Source organism: Streptomyces sp. NPDC093085, assembly GCF_040683935.1.
Classification (GTDB): domain Bacteria; phylum Actinomycetota; class Actinomycetes; order Streptomycetales; family Streptomycetaceae; genus Streptomyces.
The window spans coordinates 1,159,401-1,174,896 of record NZ_JBFBFB010000001.1 but is presented as its reverse complement, the minus strand read 5'-3'; the positions used below and the strand labels follow the sequence as shown (position 1 = coordinate 1,174,896).

The window sequence follows — 15,496 nt, the reverse complement described above, 5'->3', positions numbered from 1 at the left end:
CGGTCACTTCCCCTGGCCGAAGTCGGAGCGGTTGGCGCGGAGATAGAGCACGGCGAAGACCGCGCTGGTCAGCAGGAGGACATTGCCGACCACGGCGCCCTGCCCGAAGTTGAGCTGCTGGAAGGAGAGTTGATAGGTGACGGTGCCGAGCGTCTGGGTGGCGTCGGCGGGGCCGCCGCCGGTGAGCGCGAGGATCAGATCGAGGATCTTCACGGTGGACATGAAGCCGAGGATGAGCACCACGGTGACGACCGGCCGCAGCAGCGGCAGGGTGAGGTCGCGGAACGTACGCCAGGCTCCGGCGCCGTCGAGCGCGGCGGCCTCGTACAGGTCGCGGGGTATCTCCTGGAGCCCGCCGTGCAGGATCACCATGTTGAACGGGACGCCGATCCAGATGTTGACGAGGATCGCGGAGAACAGGGCCACGTGGGGGCTGCTGAGCCAGGGCACGGCGGAGGAGGTGAGGTGCAGGTCCATCAGAAGGGTGTTGAGGACACCGGTCTCCTGATCGAGGAGTTTGCGCCAGACGACGGCCGAGACGACCATCGGGACGAGCCAGGGCAGCAGCAGGACGGCACGGACGGTTCCGGAGAGCCGGAACCGGCGCGAGAAGAAGACCGCGAGCGCGAGGCCGATGGTGAACTGGCCGAGCAGGGAGCCCACGGTGAAGACCAGGGTGTGCCAGAGGGAGCCGGTGAAGAGCGGATCGCTCAGCACGGCGCGCCAGTTGGCGAGCCCGTTGAAGGGCGACTCGCCGGTGAAGAAGGTGTGCGGGGTGTAGTGCTGGAAGCTCATGACGACATTGCGCACGAGCGGATACCCGAAGAAGGCGAGCAGATAGAGAACGGCGGGCAGCACGAAGAGCCAGCGGAGCAGGGCGGTACGGCGGACGGCGGCGCCGGCGCCGCCCGATGGCCCGCCGGCCGGCGTACCGGCCGTACCGGCCGTACCGCCGGCGGACTCGTTCAGGCCGGAGGCGTCGGACGCACCGGATGCGCCAGGGGCGTCGGACGGCGGTACGGCGGCAGGGGTCGTATGGGTCATGACAGGGCCTCCTCGGCTCACTCGCCGGCCGTGGCCCGTGCCTGGGCCTGCTTCAGGGCGGCTTCGGGGGTGGCCCGGCCGGTCAGCACGGACTGGAAGGCGCCCGCGAGGGCGTCGGAGACGACGGGCCAGCGGGCTCCGACCCGGTCGGTGCGGGAGCGTGCGGTGGCGACCTCGTCGGCGAAGGCCGCCAGCTTGGGGTTCTGCTCCTTGTAGGCCGCCGCGGCGGCGGTGCGGGTGGGCACGTTGTAGACGGACTCGCCCCAGTCGATCTGGTTGCGCTGCTCGTTGAGGCAGTTGAGGATCTTGGCGGCGGTCCGCTGGCGCGCGGTGTCACCCGTGCGGGGCAGCGTCATGACCGTCCCGCCGATGGGCGGCACGGGGGGCCGTCCCGCGACCGGGACGGGGATGGTGGCGACGGCCCAGTTCACGTCCTTGTGCTCGCTCAGCACCGGTACCTGCCAGGGGCCGTTGACCATCATCGCGGCGTGGCCGGCGATGAACTGGTCGTTGACGTCCTGCTGGTTCCAGGTGACGACGGCGCTGGAGGCGGACCGGTCGTCGATCAGCTCCTTCCACAACCGCAGGGCAGGGGCCCCCTTCCCGTCGTCGAGATGGGCCTCGTCGCCGCCGGCCGACCAGAAGAACGGCAGGAACTGGTAGACCCCGTCGGCGTCCGGGGTGGCGCTGAAGGCCATCCCGAAGGTGCGCCCCTGGGTGAGCTTCTTCGCGGCGACCTTCAACTCGTCCCAGGTGGTGGGCGGTTCGACGCCCGCCTTGCGGAGCAGGTCGACGTTGTAGATCAGGGCGAGGGAGTTGACGGAGCGCGCGATGCCGTACTGCTCCCCCTGGAAGGAGCCCATGGAGACGGCGCCCGGCGACATCCCGGCCACGTCCACCCCGGCCTCCTTGAGCGGCACGAGACCGCCGGTGTCGGCGAACTGCGGCAGCTCGGAGCCGTCGAGTTCCAGGATGTCGGTCAACGAATGCGACGAGGCCATCCGCAGCGCCTTGGCGGCCACTTGGGGCGCGGGAACGCTGGTCTGCCGCACCTTCACGCCGAGCGGCTCGGCGCAGCGGTCGAAGAACTCCTGCTGCGCGTCGTGCTCGTGGGTGTCGGTGGCCGAGTTGAGGACCGTGAAGGTCCCGGGGTCGGGCAGCCGCGCGCACCCGGCGAGCGGGGCGAGCGCGACCAGCGCGGTGAGGACCACGGCGGGCGGCCGGAGTCGGCGGATCGGGTGCATGGGAAGGGTGCTCCGTTCGGTCTACGACGCTGTATGGAGACGGAGGCGTGGGGGGTTGGGCAGGGCGGAGCGGCGAGCGGCTGGGGCAGGAGAGGACCGGCGTCGAATCGATTCGATCGAACGCTGCGGAGATGCTAGGCGCTCCCCGAAACGGCGACAAGAGGCGGGACGGGGTCTGCGGGTGGGGTCCTGCCGGTGGGATCCTGCCGGCGGGGTCCAGCCCGATGGGCCAACGCGCCTGGACGGCGGCACAGGCGTCACGGGCGACACAGGCGTCACCGGCGATGCAGGCGATGCAGGCGATGCAGGCGATGCAGGCGATGCAGGCGATGCAGGCGATGCAGGCGATGCAGGCGATGCAGGCGATGCGACGGTGAGCCGGTACAGCGACGGACCGTCAAGCGGTACGGAGCGGGCCGCTGTCCGCCGGGCTCACTCCGGGGGCGGGCCGAGGGGCGTCGCGCCCGGGAGCAGCACCGGAGGTATCAGCAGGTGGCCGACGGAGTCGGCGAGCAGACGTGCCCCCGGCCCGGCGTCCCGTCCCGCTCCCCGCCCCGGTTCCTCGCGCAGGGCCGCGGCGGCGGCGACCGCGAGCCGGGTGACCTCGGTGGCCAGCGTCCGGGCCGGCAGCTCGATCCGGGGCAGCCGGGTGCTCGACGGGTCGCCCGGCAGCGTACCGATGACGACGACGGTGACGTCCTCGGGGACCCGGAGCCCGGCGGCCGTCACGGAGGCCAGGATGTGGTGGTGCGCGGAGGGGTGCTGGACGACCAGCGCGGTCGGCGGCGGCTCCGCGCTGCGCCCGCTCCCCGGCAGCCGGGTGCCGTCCGCCGCCCGCTCCCCCAGCAGCCCCCGCAGCCGGTGGGCGAGTTGGGCGGGGTCGCCGACCGCGTGGACGACCTGGACGGCGGCTCCGGTGGTACGGGCGCCCCGGCGCGCTCCGGCGATCCCGCGCAGCGCGTAGGAGCGCCGGCCGCGCACCTCCGGCTCGCCGGGCGCCAGATAGACCAGCTCGCGGTGGCCCGCGGCGGCGAGCTCACGGACCGCGAGCGCCGCCGCCTCCTCCCAGTCGAGGTCGGTCCAGGGCAGGGCGTCCTCGTCGGCGGGGCGCCCGATCAGGGCCGCGGGGAACACCAGCTCCCGTACGACGTCGATCCGGGCGTCCTCCATGTCGACGGCCATCAGGACGGCGGCGTCCGCGAGCCCGCTGAGCGCCACCCGCCGCAGCCCCTCCGCCTTGTCCTGGGAGGTGGTCAACAGGAGGTCGTAGCCGAGGGAGTTGGCCGCGTCGCTGACCTCGATGGCGAACCGCCCGTCCACGGCGTGCCGTTCACCGGCGGCGCGCGGCAGGGCGAGGGCGATCACGTGGGTACGGCTGGAGCGCAGGGTCCTGGCGCTGGCGCGGGGGTGGTAGCCGAGGGCGTCCACGGCCTCCTGGACGCGTCTGCGGGTCTCCTCGGATATCGAACGCGACCCGTTGAAGACATAACTGACGGTGCTGGGCGCGACTCCGGCGCGCTGGGCGACGTCCCTGATGGTAGCCATCTCGACCCCTTCGATGGTGCGGGAACGACGCCCAGGGACGTACGGCGGCGTACGGCACCCCTGGCCGGCCATCGTAGCGAACGGGCCGTCCGCACTCGCCCCGGGCAGGCCTCGGCGGGCCCGGGCACCGCCGCCCGCGTACCGGGCATCGCCCGGCGCCCTCAGCCGGCGCCCTCAGGAGCCGGGGCGCAGGCGCGCGCCAGATCCAGGGCGAGCGAACGAGCGCCCCGGGCCGCCACGACGCGCACTCCCCCGACTACCGGACCCTCCGGCCCCTCCGGCCCCTCTGGCCCCTCCGGACTCCCTGGATCCCGCTGGGTTACGGTCACCGCCGCACCCTCCCCGCCCTCCGCGCCCGCGCGGACCAGTGACCAGCCCGCCGCGTGGACAGTGAGCGGACCCGGGGGCGGCCCCGCGTGGAGTGCCGCCGCCGTCCAGACGACCACGGCGTGCGGATCGGGCGCTGAGGGCTCGGGCAGGCTCCACTCCGTGGTGGTGTCACCGAGGTCGGGGGTGATCACCGGCCCGTACAGGGCGCGTACGGCGGTGAAGAGCGCGTCGAGCCCGTCGCAGTGGCGCCAGCGGCCCGCCCGGTCGGCGAGTTGCCAGCCGCCGGGCCAGGGCCGGGCGGTGAGCCGGGTCCCGGCCAGCAGCCGCCGTACCGTACGGTGCCGGGCGGCCGTACCGCCGGGCCCGAGCGGCGCCACGCGCTCCGTCCACCGGGTCGGGGTCCGCCCGCACGCCCCGCACACGCCCGCTCACCTCCGCCCGGCAGGGCCCGTGGGCGACGTTCCCGCTCCGGAGCCCCCGCAGCCTCCGTGGGCCCTGTGGGCCCCGTTAGCCCCACGGGCCCTGCGAGCCCCACGGACCCCGTTGGCCCCGTGGGCCATCTGGGCCCCGTACCACCCGGTCATGCCATCACGTCGCCGCTGTTGGGGCCGAGGGTCTGGCCCACGTACAGGTTGCCGCCGGGGTCGGAGGCGAGCAGCAGCACGGTCGGCGCGATCTCCTCGGGACGCCCGAATCTGCCGAGCGGCAGCTCCGCCTCCTTGGCGCGCTTCCACTCCGGGCTGAGCCCGTCGACGAGCGGGGTGTGCACGGGCCCGGGGGCGACCGCGTTGACCAGGACGCCGCGCGGCGCGGCCTCGCGGGCGAGCGCCTTGGTGAAGCCGATGACACCGGCCTTCGCTGCCGAGTAGTGGGTCAGCCCCTCGCCGCCCTTCTGACCGAGCTGCGAGGCGATGTTGACGATCCGGCCACCGCCCCGCGCGATCATGTGGGGCAGGGTGTAGCGGCAGCTCAGAAAGACGCCACGGAGGTCCACGTCGAGGGTCTGGTCCCAGACGGACGGCTCCATCTCGACCAGCGGGACCTCGGTGAGGATGCCCGCCGAGTTGACGAGGACGTCCACCCCGCCGTGGTCCCGTACGACGTCGTCGACGGTGGTACGGACCTGGTCGGCGTCGGCGACGTCGAGGGTGTGCAGGGTGACGGCGGCGGCGGTACGGGGCAGCCGCTCGCGCAGGGCCGCCAGCCGGGCACCGTCCCGGTCGGCGAGGGCGAGCCGGTCCCCCTCACGGGCGAACGCCTCGGCGACGGCGGCACCGATACCGCTGGCCGCGCCGGTGATCAGAACGGTACGCGGGGCTCGGGGCGGAGGCTGGGGCGGGGTGGTCATGGAGGCTCCCTGGGAGGCTGTGGCGGGTGTGGGCGGATGGGGTGAGGTGAGCGGCGGGTCCCGATGAGCCGGATGGGACGGAGGTCGGCCGAACGGGCCGGCGGGATGAAGCGTGCCGACCGGATCAGTCGAACCGACCGCGTCGGCCGGGCCGGTCGGGCCGGCTCCGCTGGTCGGTCAGTCGGGGAAGCGGACCGTCAGGCCGCCGTCCACGACGAGTTGCTGGCCGGTGATGTACGAGGCCTCGGGCGCGCAGAGGAAGCGGATGGCCGCGGCCACCTCCTCCGGGCGCCCGACCCGCCCCGCCGGAATGCCCGCACCCGCCGCCCGCAGCCCCTCGGGGCCGAGCGAGTTGCGCGCGTCCAGCGACTGCGGGGTTTCGATCAGCCCGGGGATGATCGAGTTGGCCCGGATCCCGCGCGGGGCGAGTTCCACCGCGAGGGAGCGGACCAGGCCGAGCACCCCGGCCTTGGCGGCGGCGTAATGGGCGTGCTCGCTCCACCCGTACACCCCGCCCGCGATGGACGAGACGGCGAGCAGCGCGCCCGGTCCGGTCATCCGCGCGGCGGCGGAGCGGAAGGTGCGCAGCACGCCGGTGAGGTCGACACCGAGCATGTCGTCCCACACCTCGTCGCTAAGGGCGGCGAGGGGCGCCCGGCGCAGGATGCCGGCGGCCGCGACGGCGATGTCGAGCCGCCCGTACGTGTCCACCGCGGCCTGCGCCAGCCGCTCCGGGCCCGCGGCGCTCGCGACATCCGCCTCGACGGCGAGACATCGCCCGCCGGCGGCGCGTACCGCCTCGACGGTCTCGGCCGGGTCGTGCGGATCGGCGGCATGGAAGCCGATCACGCTGTCGATACCCGCCTCGGCGAAGGCAACGGCCGTCGCCCGGCCGATACCGCTGGCGCCTCCGGTGATGAGGGCGGCGCCACGCGGGCGGTCGATGGTCTGCGCAGTCATGGGCTGGGTCTCCCTGTCGAAGAGTGGAAGGGCGAGGGGGAAATGGGGAAGGGGGCCGGAGGAAGGGGAAGGGGAAGGGGAAGAAAGCCGGGGACTTGTGGAAGGGGTCGGGGCAAAGCGCCGCCAGGACGGCCGGGGGCCGTCAGATGACCGGACGACTGAACGGCCGGGCCGGACGCCGGACGGCCGGCCCCCCAGCCGCGCTTGGGTGTCGGGGTGCCAGGTCGGGGCCGGTCGCTGCGTGGGGGGCCCGTCGCCCGCACACACGGCGTCCGGCCCCCGGGCGCGGTCGCGCGCTCACGCCGTCCCGGGCGCGTCCGGCGTCGGGTCGGTCCGCCGGTCGACGTCGCGCGCGCCGAACATCACCAGCGCCGAGCCGAGGATTCCGAGCGACCCCACCGTGAACGCGGCGACCGTCATCGACGCCCCGCCCGCGAGCAGCCCGCTGAGCAGTGCGGAGCCGACGATGGCGCCCACCGGGCCCATGGTGTGGGCGACGTTGGAGCCGAGCCCCCGGACGTTCTCGGGGAACGACTCGCTCATGTAGAAGAGCATCGCCGAGTACGGGCCGGTCAGGAAGAACAGCCCGAGCGCGTACAGGCCGATCACGGCCGGTGTCGCGGTGGGCCCGAAGAGCATCGCGGTCATGGCCGCGGCCCCGCATCCCCACCCGATGATGATGGTCGTACGGCGGCCCGCGCGGTCACCGAGCCAGCCGTGGAAGACGTAGCCGAAGAAACCGGCCAGGTTGGCGAGGACCAGCACCAGCAGCGCGCTGCTGAACGAGACGCCCTTCGCCTCGACCAGCACGGTCGTCCCGAGCACCGAGAAGATCTGGATGCCCATCCAGTTCAGCAGCCACGCCGCCGAGAGGCAGAGCGTGTGGCGGCGGAGCGCCGGGGTGAAGACCTCGCGCAGCCCCGCCTTGGTCTCGCCGGTGGCTATCCCGGCCGCCTTCTCGACGGCGGCGGCCTCGGCGGCACGCCCCTCGGCCCGCAGCGCACGGGCCTTCCTCAGGCCGAGGAAGACCGGGGACTCGGGCAGGGTCCGCATCAGCACCGCGATCACCAGCGCGGGGATCGCGGCGATCATGAAGCTGCCGCGCCAGCCGAAGGTGGGCAGGGTCAGCGCCGTCACCCCGGCCCCCACCAGCGCGCCGACCGGCCAGCCGCTCTGGACGAAGCTGAAGTACAGCCCGCGCCGGGGGTGCTTCCCGTAGATCTCGTTGAGGTAGACGGTGTTGACGACCTCCTCGGAGTAGCCGAACCCGGAGAAGGCCCGGATGCCCACCATGGAGAGCGGCCCGGCCGCCAGCGCGGTCGCCGCGGAGGTGAGCGCGGCACCGGCCGAGGTGATCATCAGGGCCGGACGGCGGCCGAAGCGGTCGAGGATCGGGCCGACGCAGAGCGAGACCACGAAGGTTCCCGCGGTGACCCCGGTGACGACATTGGCGGCGGTGGCGTTGGACCAGCCGAAGTCCTCGGCGATCTTCGGGAGCAGGGTCCCGAAGAGGGTGAAGTCGTAGACGCTGAAGACCCAGGCCAGAAAACAGATGACCGAGGCGCGGACGACGAGCTTACGGGACGGGGTCCCCGCCGCCGGGCCGACGCCGGGGGCACCGGCGGCGTCATCGGTTCTCCGGGCGGCGGGTGGAGGGGTCGACGAGGGGGACGCTGAAGGGGTCGCTGACGAGTGCACGGCGGAACTCCGATACGTACGAAGGCGAAGGCCAAAGCCATGGCCAAGGTGTGAAGGGGACGCGGAGGGGGACTCCGGTGCGCTGCCGCGCGGTGCGGCGCGCCGCTGTGGGTCCGGGGAAGGGAACACGGTCCGGAGAAACGAGGGACCGGGAGGAGGGGCCCCGGCCCGGCGCCGCCCCGGGGTGCCGGGGCGGCGCCACACCGTGGCCGGGGGTCGGGCCGAGGCGGGGTGCCGGGGCCGGGGCCGAGGCCGCTGCGAAGGCGGTGCGGGGAGCGGTGGTGCGATGGAGCGGTGGCGAAATGGTGCGGTGGTGCGGTGGTGCGGTGGTGCGGGAAAACGGTACGGCGGGGGTGGAGCGCCGGTGCGGCGCGCGGGGACCGGCCGGCCCGGCCCCTCAGCCCCGGGGGCGGCGGCGCACGAAGTCCTGGGCGATTTCGTCGAAGGTGACCCAGCGGACGCCCGGGTGGCGGTCGATGTGGTCGATCAGCCGCTCGTGCATCATCAGGTTCTGCGGGCGTCCCGACACGTCGGGGTGGACGGTCATGGTGAAGACGGCGTAGTCGTTCTCCCGGTACACCCAGTCGAACTGGTCGCGCCACATCTGTTCGAGGTCGCGCGGGCTGACGAAACCATGGCTGTTGGGGCTCGCCTTGACGAACATCATCGGGGGCAGGTCGTCGAGGTACCAGTTGGCCGGGATCTCCACCAGGTCGGTCTCCTCGCCGCGTTCCAGCGGCTTCATCCACTCCGCCGCAGGACGGTCGTAGTCGATCTTCGACCAGGTGTCGCCGACCCGTACGTAGTACGGCTCGAAGTCCCGGTGCATCAGCGAGTGGTCGTACGCGATGCCCCGCTCCAGCAGGAGTTCGTTCGTGACCGGGGAGAACTCCCACCAGGGCGCGACATAGCCGGTGGGCCGTCGCCCGGTGCGGGTGGTGATGAGGTCGATGCAGTGGTCGAGGATGTCGGACTCCTGGGTCCGGCTCATCGCGATCGGGTTCTCATGGCTGTAGCCGTGCACCCCGATCTCGTGTCCCGCGGCGGTACACGCCTCGAACTCCTCGGGGAAGGTCTCGATGGAGTGCCCCGGCCAGAACCAGGTGGTGGTCATCCCCCGGCGCCGGAACAGCTCCAGCATCCGGGGCACGCCCACCTCGCCCGCGAAGAGGCCGCGGGAGATGTCGCAGGGGGAGTCCTCTCCCCCGTACGAGCCGAGCCAACCGCCGACCGCGTCGACGTCGACGCCATAGGCAACCAGAATCTCTTTCGCCATGTCGGTACTCCTCGTGCGTGTGCGTTGGGATGTCGGTGTGTGTGGTGTGCGGTGTGTGTGGTCCACCGGTGTGTGCGGTGTCCGTACGTACGGTGCCGGTACGTGCGGTGTCATCCCGCCGGGGCGAAGTGCCCCGCGTCCGCCAGCCAGGACCGGATCACGGCGGCGGCCCCGGCGGGGCCCCGGTCCGCCGCCCGGTGCAGCGCGGCGCCCAGGAGCAGCCGCAGGTGCCACGGGGAGAGGTCCGAGGCGAAGACCGCGCCCGCCCTGAGCAGGTCGGCGCCGCCGCCCGCGCCGTACGCCGCCGAGGTGGCCCCGACCGGGACGCGGCTGGCGACGGCGACGGCGATCCCGTCGGCCACCAGCCGGGCGACCGCTTCGGTGATCTCCGGCGGCGCGTTCCCCGCGCCGAAGGCGCAGAGCACCACGCCGCGCGCGCCCGCCGCCACCGAGGCGTCCAGCAGCGCGGTGTCGCAGCCGACGTAGAGCGGGACGATGTCCACCCGCGGCAGCCGGCCGAGGTCGTCGGCGGCGAGCAGCGGGGCGGGACGGGGCGGGCGGCCGATCAGCCGGACCCGCCCGTCGTCCACCCGGGCGACCGGGCCCCGGCCGGGGGCGCCGAAGGCGGCGGGTGCCAGGGTGTCGGTCTTGCGCAGCCCGATGGCGGGCCAGACCGCGCCGTCGAAGACCGCGCCGACCCCGTGCCCCCGGGCCGCCGGGTGGGCGGCCCAGGTCAGGGCGGTGGCGAGGTTACGGGGCCCGTCCGCCGCCGGGTCGTCGGCGGGGCGCTGGGCGCCGGTGAGGACGACGGGGCGGTCGTCGGCGTGGACCAGGGAGAGCGCGAACGCGGTCTCCTCCAGGGAGTCCGTGCCGTGGGTGACGACCACGGCGTCGGCGCCTTCGCGCAGGGCCTCACCGACGGCTCCGGCGAGGGCCGCGAGGTCGGTCAGCCCCAGCGAGAAGCTGGCGCGCAGGCCCAGCTCCTCGCAGGTCACCTCGGCGTGCTCCGGTACGGGGAAGGCGCGGGCGGTGTCCAGCAGCTCCTTCACCGGGACGGAGGCGACGCGTCCGGCGGGCGTGGAGCGGCTGGCGATGGTGCCACCCGTGCCGATGAGACGAAGCTGCATACGAGGCTCCACAATCGATTGCGAGAACGATTGCGCAACCATGCGCCATCCTCCCCCCGGAGGGCAACCCCTGTGATCGGATCTTCATGGAAGATGATGGTTCCGGAAACGCGGGCACTCGCCCGGGGGAGGCGCCCGCCCCGCAGGACAGGAACGAGGACCACGGCCTTGAGACGACAGCCGGCAGCCGGCCGCGACGCCCGCGAGCCGGGCGAGAACGGTGTGACCCTGGCCGATGTGGCCGCCGACGCGGGGGTCCACCAGTCCACCGCGTCCCGGGCGCTGCGGGACGGCGCCGGGGTGGGCGCGGCCACGGCCGAGCGGGTGCGGGAGTCGGCGCGCCGGCTCGGCTATGTCGCGCACCCGGCCGCGTCCAGCCTGCGCACCGGGCGCTCCCGGCTGCTGGGGGTGCTGGTCCCCCGGCTCACCGACATCGTGCTGGCCACGGTGTACGAGGGGATCGAGGCGGGCGCGGCGGCGGCCGGATACCAGGCGGTGGTCGCCAACACCGGGGACGACCCGGCCGTGCAGCGCGCCAAGGTCGAGCGGCTGCTGGCGCTGCGGGTGGACGGGCTGCTGCTCGGGGACGCGCGCGGCGACACGACGCTCGCCGCCGAACTCGTGGCGCGCGGTGTGCCGGTGGCGCTGGTCTCCCGGCGGCTGCCCGGGGTCACCTCGTTCACCTGCGACGACATAGTCGGCGGCCGGCTGGTGGCGGAGCATCTGCTGGAGCTGGGGCATCGCAGGGTGGCGGTGGTGGCGGGCGAGCCGTACGCCTCCACCGGGGTGGAGCGGACGAAGGGGTTCACCGACGCGTTCGCGAAGGCGGGGGTGCCGGTGGATCCGGCGCTGGTGGTCAACGCGCCGTTCGACGTGCACGGCGGCGAACGCGCCGCCCACCGGCTGCTCGCCGCCGAGCCGCGCCCCACCGCGGTCTTCGCGGTCAACGACTTCGCCGCGATCGGGGTGATGGGCGCGCTGCGCGCCTCGGGTCTGGTGCCGGGCCGGGATGTCGCTGTGGCGGGCTTCAACGATGTACCGCTCTCGGCCCAACTGCCCATCCCGCTCACGTCGGTGCGCTCCCCCATGCGGGACATGGGCGAGCGGGCGGCGACCGCGCTGGTGGGGATGGTGGAGGGGCGTCCCGCCCGGTCGCGCCGGTTCACTCCGGAGCTGATGGTACGGGCGTCGACGGTCGCCCCGGAGTGAACGGCGCGGCGCCCACGAGGTGCCGGCGGGCCGCCGGGTGGGCGGCCCGCCGTGTTCACGGGGACGTCCGGTTCACACCTTGGTGATCACCCAGCGGGACGACGTTCCGGTGGTGGGCTGGAAGCCGACTTCGGAGCCCACCTTTCCGCTCGCGTGCAGGTACCTGCCGCTCTCGGTGTGCTTGATGTACTTCGGACTGCCGGACGTGGTGCTCCACTTCTGATACTTGCCGCCATTGCACTTGTGCGTGTAGACGTCCGCGCCGTTTCCGTCGAGGCAGTGGCCCGAAGCGGGGTTGCTGAAGACACCGCCGGCGATCCGCCAGACCTGCTTGGCGCTGCGGTCGCACGTACCGAGGACGATGTCCCCCTTGCCTCCCGAGGTGTTCGACACCTGGAGGCAGGCGTTGCGGTTGTTGCCGTTGGCCACCTGGTAGTTGACCGCCTGTGGTGCCCGCGCGGCCGGCGCCGCCTGCGCCGAGGCCGCGCCGCCGGCCAGCAGCGTCGCGCCGCACGCGATCGCCGCGCTCGCGCCGGCGAGCCGGGTGAAGGTTTCCTTGAGCCCCATGTTGATCTCCTCGATCGACCGATGGACCGCCCGGGAACGGGCGAGGACGGGATCACCGTCTCGCGCGCCGTCCTCACGGCGTCCTCACCTCGTCACCACCGGCCGTTGGGCAGGACATGGGGCGCGAACGCTATGCTTTCATCCAGTTACTTTCAGCGAGAGGAAAGTTCGGGGGATGGACTTTCGCGTACTCGGCGCACTTGAGGTCTGGACCGGATCCGAGCGGGTGGCGGTGCCCGGGGCGCGTCGTCAACGGGTGCTGGCCACCTTGCTGCTGGCGCCGAACTCGGTGGTGCCGCTCGCCAGGCTCGCCGAGCAGATCTGGGACGACGAGCCGCCCGTCACCGCCGTCAAGCAGGTACGGAACTCCGTCTCGGCACTGCGCGAACGCCTGGGCGACCCGGACCGGCGCCTCATCCGTACCGAGGAACCCGGCTACCGGATCTGCGTCGGCGAGGAGGACCTCGACTCCCTCCGGTTCGCCGCCGCCGTCGCGGAGGCCCGCCGCCACGCCGTCGAGGGCGCCCTCGACCGGGCGGTCGGAGCGATCAGGAGCGCGCTGGGCCTCTGGCGCGGTCCCGCGCTCGCCGGGCTCGGCACCGCGTCGCTGGCCAGGAGCGCCGCCCGGCTGGACGAGCAGCGGCTCGGCGCGCTGGAGCTCTGTGCCGGGTGGCGGCTGGAGATCGGCGAGCACCAGGAGGTCGTCGACGATCTCGTGGATCTGGTGCACGACCATCCGCTGCGCGAGGGGCTGCACGCGCGGCTGATGGCGGCGCTGGACCGGTGCGGCCGGCGCGCGGACGCCTCGCACGTCTTCCACCGCCTCAGAACGCGCCTCGCCGAGGAACTCGGCGTCGATCCCGGGGCCGAGGTGCAGCGGCTGCACGAACGGATCCTGCGCGGCACCCCCGAACCCCGCAGGACCCCGGGCCCCCGCCGGGGGTCCGGAGAAGGTCCCCCGGCGGACCGGGCCGTGCCCGTCCCACGGCTGCCCCGGGCCGCCGTGCCACAGCCGGTGCCCCGTCAGCTTCCGCAGGCCATCCGTGACTTCACCGGCCGCGCCGATCACCTGGCCACGCTCGACGCGCTGCTGCCTCCGGCCGGTGACCGGGCCGTGGTGATCTCCGCGCTCGACGGCTCGGGCGGGGTGGGGAAGACGACGCTCGCGGTGCACTGGGCCCATCGGGTCCAGAATCGTTTCCCTGACGGCACGCTCCACACCGATCTGCGCGGTTACGGTCCCGGCACCCCCGCGACCCCCGACGAGGTGCTCCACGACTTCCTGGTCGCGCTCGGTGTCCCGCCGGGCGCGGTGCCCGCAGGGACCGGCGCCCGCTCGGCGCTCTTCCGCACGACGGCGGCGGGACGGCGCCTGCTGATCCTGCTGGACAACGCCAACAGCGCCGAACAGGTGCGGCCCCTGCTGCCGGGCGCGCCCGGGTGCATGGTGGTGGTGACCAGCCGCGACAGCCTGACCGGTCTGGTCGTCACCGAAGCCGCCCACCGGCTCACCCTCGACGTGCTCTCCCCCGCCGAGGCGCTCAGCCTGGTCGTCGGCGTCATCGGCCCCGCCCGGGCCCACCGGGAACCGGTCGCGGTGGAGCACCTCGTCCGGCTCTGCGCGCGGCTGCCGCTGGCCCTGCGGATCGCCGCAGGACGCGCGGCGGCCCACGAGCACGCCCGGGTCGCGGACATCGTGGCAGAACTCACCGACGAGGGCTCCCGGCTCGACGCGCTGAGCTGGGGGCAGGACCCGTACGCCGCCGTACGCAACGTACTCGCGTGGTCGTACGACCAACTGCCCCCACCACAGGCGCGCCTGTTCCGGTGCCTGGGCCTGCACCCGGGCCCGGACATCCCGGTGCCCGCCGCGGCGGCCCTCGCGCGCCTTCCCCCGCGCGGGGCGCGGCAGTTGATCGACACGCTGGCCCACGCGCATCTCATCGAACCGTCCGGGCGCGACCGGTACCGCTTCCACGACCTGCTGCGCGCCTACGCCGACGAACTGGCCTGGAAACACGAGAGCGAGGAGGAGCGCGGCCACGCCCTCGACGCGCTCCTCACCTGGTACGCGCACACCGCCCACACCGCCGACCGCCGCCTCTACCCCACCTGCACCCGGCTGGTGACCGACCCCGCCGCACCCGCCCATCCTCATCCCGTCCCCGACCGTGACCGCGCCTGGGCCTGGTTCGCCGCCGAACGGGCCAACCTCGTGGCCGTCCTCCACCATGCCGCAGGCCGCGCCGCGACCCACCGCCACGCCCTGCACCTCGTCGACGCCCTCGGCTTCCTCGTGCTCATGGGCGGCTGGGAGGAGCGCATCGACACCGCCACCGCGGCCCTGCGCGCGGCGCTCCGCTCCGGCCTGGCCGAACACGAGGCCAACGTCCTGCTCGCGCGCGGGGAGGCGCTCGCCCATCTGCTGCGTCCCGACGCCGAGCCGGATCTCACCCGCGCGGTGGCGCTCGCCCGGGACGCCGGCAACACCCACATCCAGATCGCCGCGCTCACCGAACTCGGTCAACTGCTGCGCAGACAGAGCCGGTTCGCCGAGGCGCTGGGACATTTCGACACGGCGCACACGCTCAGCCGGGGCTTCGACACCGGACGGTGGGAGGCGGTCGCCGAGGGCAATATCGCCGCGCTCCACGCGGATCTCGGCAACCACCGGCAGGCGATCGACCACGCCGCCCGCAGCGCGCGGCTCCGCCACCGGCTCGGCGACACCGACGGCGAGGCGTGCGCGCTCTCGACCATCGCCCGGGGCCGGCAGGGCATCGGCGACCACGACACGGCGGTCGCGGAGTGCCGGCGCGCTATCGCGCTGGGCCGCGCCTCCCTCGGCAGCCACGAGGAGACCCTCGCCTGGCCCCTCGCCGTCCTCGCCACCTCGCTGCACCACCTCGGGCAGGTGGAGGAGGCCGTCGCCTGCTGGCGGGAGGCCGCCGCGATCTTCACCGACCGGGGCCTGGACGCCGACGCCGCCACGATGCGCCACCACATCCGCACGGCACACCACCCGCCCTCCGGGACCTGCCTCCCGGCCCGCTGAGCCGGGACCGTACGCCCGGCGTGTCCGCCGCACCGTCCGCCCGACGACGGGGCGGCGCCCGCCACCCGGTGCGACCGGCCGGCATGGAGCGGC

The 15,496-nt window shown here is 73.9% G+C and carries 12 protein-coding genes; 2 read left to right on the top strand and 10 right to left on the bottom strand.

Annotated features, from left to right (window positions below; translation table 11 throughout):
* Nucleotides 1-3 precede the first annotated feature (3 nt).
* From AB0O07_RS04810 to AB0O07_RS04770, 9 genes are all read right to left on the bottom strand, one after another.
* Complete coding sequence (locus tag AB0O07_RS04810) at nt 4-1,044, bottom strand: sugar ABC transporter permease (RefSeq protein ID WP_365626809.1); 1,041 nt, start codon at nt 1,042-1,044, stop codon at nt 4-6.
* Between the two features lie 17 nt (nt 1,045-1,061).
* On the bottom strand, nt 1,062-2,288 hold the full coding sequence (locus tag AB0O07_RS04805; RefSeq protein ID WP_365626806.1) for an extracellular solute-binding protein: 1,227 nt from the start codon (nt 2,286-2,288) through the stop codon (nt 1,062-1,064).
* A 432-nt stretch (nt 2,289-2,720) separates the two neighbouring features.
* Entirely contained in the window at nt 2,721-3,833 is a 1,113-nt protein-coding gene (locus AB0O07_RS04800) for a LacI family DNA-binding transcriptional regulator (protein WP_365626803.1), read from the bottom strand.
* 161 nt (nt 3,834-3,994) lie between these two features.
* Nucleotides 3,995-4,540, bottom strand: a complete 546-nt coding sequence (locus AB0O07_RS04795; RefSeq protein ID WP_365626800.1) for a hypothetical protein — start codon at nt 4,538-4,540, stop codon at nt 3,995-3,997.
* Nucleotides 4,541-4,743: 203 nt separating this feature from the next.
* Complete coding sequence (locus AB0O07_RS04790) at nt 4,744-5,511, bottom strand: SDR family NAD(P)-dependent oxidoreductase (protein WP_365626797.1); 768 nt, start codon at nt 5,509-5,511, stop codon at nt 4,744-4,746.
* Nucleotides 5,512-5,688: 177 nt separating this feature from the next.
* Nucleotides 5,689-6,471, bottom strand: a complete 783-nt coding sequence (locus AB0O07_RS04785) for an SDR family oxidoreductase (RefSeq protein ID WP_365626794.1) — start codon at nt 6,469-6,471, stop codon at nt 5,689-5,691.
* A gap of 297 nt (nt 6,472-6,768) precedes the next feature.
* Nucleotides 6,769-8,169 (bottom strand): MFS transporter, encoded by a 1,401-nt coding sequence (locus tag AB0O07_RS04780; protein WP_365626791.1) that lies wholly within the window; start codon nt 8,167-8,169, stop codon nt 6,769-6,771.
* Nucleotides 8,170-8,566: 397 nt separating this feature from the next.
* Nucleotides 8,567-9,445, bottom strand: coding sequence for a polysaccharide deacetylase (locus AB0O07_RS04775; protein WP_365626788.1), 879 nt, complete (start codon nt 9,443-9,445; stop codon nt 8,567-8,569).
* Nucleotides 9,446-9,555: 110 nt separating this feature from the next.
* Nucleotides 9,556-10,572 (bottom strand): asparaginase, encoded by a 1,017-nt coding sequence (locus AB0O07_RS04770; RefSeq protein ID WP_365626785.1) that lies wholly within the window; start codon nt 10,570-10,572, stop codon nt 9,556-9,558.
* Nucleotides 10,573-10,740: 168 nt separating this feature from the next.
* On the opposite strand from AB0O07_RS04770, the gene AB0O07_RS04765 reads away from it, so the two are divergent.
* Nucleotides 10,741-11,781 carry a LacI family DNA-binding transcriptional regulator gene (locus tag AB0O07_RS04765; RefSeq protein ID WP_365626782.1) on the top strand — a complete coding sequence of 347 codons (1,041 nt, stop codon included), beginning with the start codon at nt 10,741-10,743 and terminating at the stop codon, nt 11,779-11,781.
* A 72-nt stretch (nt 11,782-11,853) separates the two neighbouring features.
* Here the strand turns inward: AB0O07_RS04765 and AB0O07_RS04760 are convergent, their stop codons facing one another.
* Nucleotides 11,854-12,348: a ricin-type beta-trefoil lectin domain protein gene (locus AB0O07_RS04760; RefSeq protein WP_365626779.1), complete on the bottom strand. Its 495-nt coding sequence runs from the start codon at nt 12,346-12,348 to the stop codon at nt 11,854-11,856.
* Between the two features lie 175 nt (nt 12,349-12,523).
* Between AB0O07_RS04760 and AB0O07_RS04755 the strand changes: the two genes are divergently transcribed.
* Complete coding sequence (locus AB0O07_RS04755) at nt 12,524-15,403, top strand: BTAD domain-containing putative transcriptional regulator (protein ID WP_365626776.1); 2,880 nt, start codon at nt 12,524-12,526, stop codon at nt 15,401-15,403.
* Nucleotides 15,404-15,496 lie beyond the last annotated feature (93 nt).

What these genes read in the sequence shown, in the direction of transcription:
- AB0O07_RS04785 (WP_365626794.1), bottom strand. Translation starts at nt 6,471, where the DNA reads ATGACTGCGCAGACCATCGACCGCCCGCGTGGCGCCGCCCTCATCACC.
- AB0O07_RS04760 (WP_365626779.1), bottom strand. Translation starts at nt 12,348, where the DNA reads ATGGGGCTCAAGGAAACCTTCACCCGGCTCGCCGGCGCGAGCGCGGCG.
- AB0O07_RS04770 (WP_365626785.1), bottom strand. Translation starts at nt 10,572, where the DNA reads ATGCAGCTTCGTCTCATCGGCACGGGTGGCACCATCGCCAGCCGCTCC.
- AB0O07_RS04805 (WP_365626806.1), bottom strand. Translation starts at nt 2,288, where the DNA reads ATGCACCCGATCCGCCGACTCCGGCCGCCCGCCGTGGTCCTCACCGCG.
- AB0O07_RS04755 (WP_365626776.1), top strand. Translation starts at nt 12,524, where the DNA reads ATGGACTTTCGCGTACTCGGCGCACTTGAGGTCTGGACCGGATCCGAG.
- AB0O07_RS04775 (WP_365626788.1), bottom strand. Translation starts at nt 9,445, where the DNA reads ATGGCGAAAGAGATTCTGGTTGCCTATGGCGTCGACGTCGACGCGGTC.
- AB0O07_RS04800 (WP_365626803.1), bottom strand. Translation starts at nt 3,833, where the DNA reads ATGGCTACCATCAGGGACGTCGCCCAGCGCGCCGGAGTCGCGCCCAGC.
- AB0O07_RS04790 (WP_365626797.1), bottom strand. Translation starts at nt 5,511, where the DNA reads ATGACCACCCCGCCCCAGCCTCCGCCCCGAGCCCCGCGTACCGTTCTG.
- AB0O07_RS04810 (WP_365626809.1), bottom strand. Translation starts at nt 1,044, where the DNA reads ATGACCCATACGACCCCTGCCGCCGTACCGCCGTCCGACGCCCCTGGC.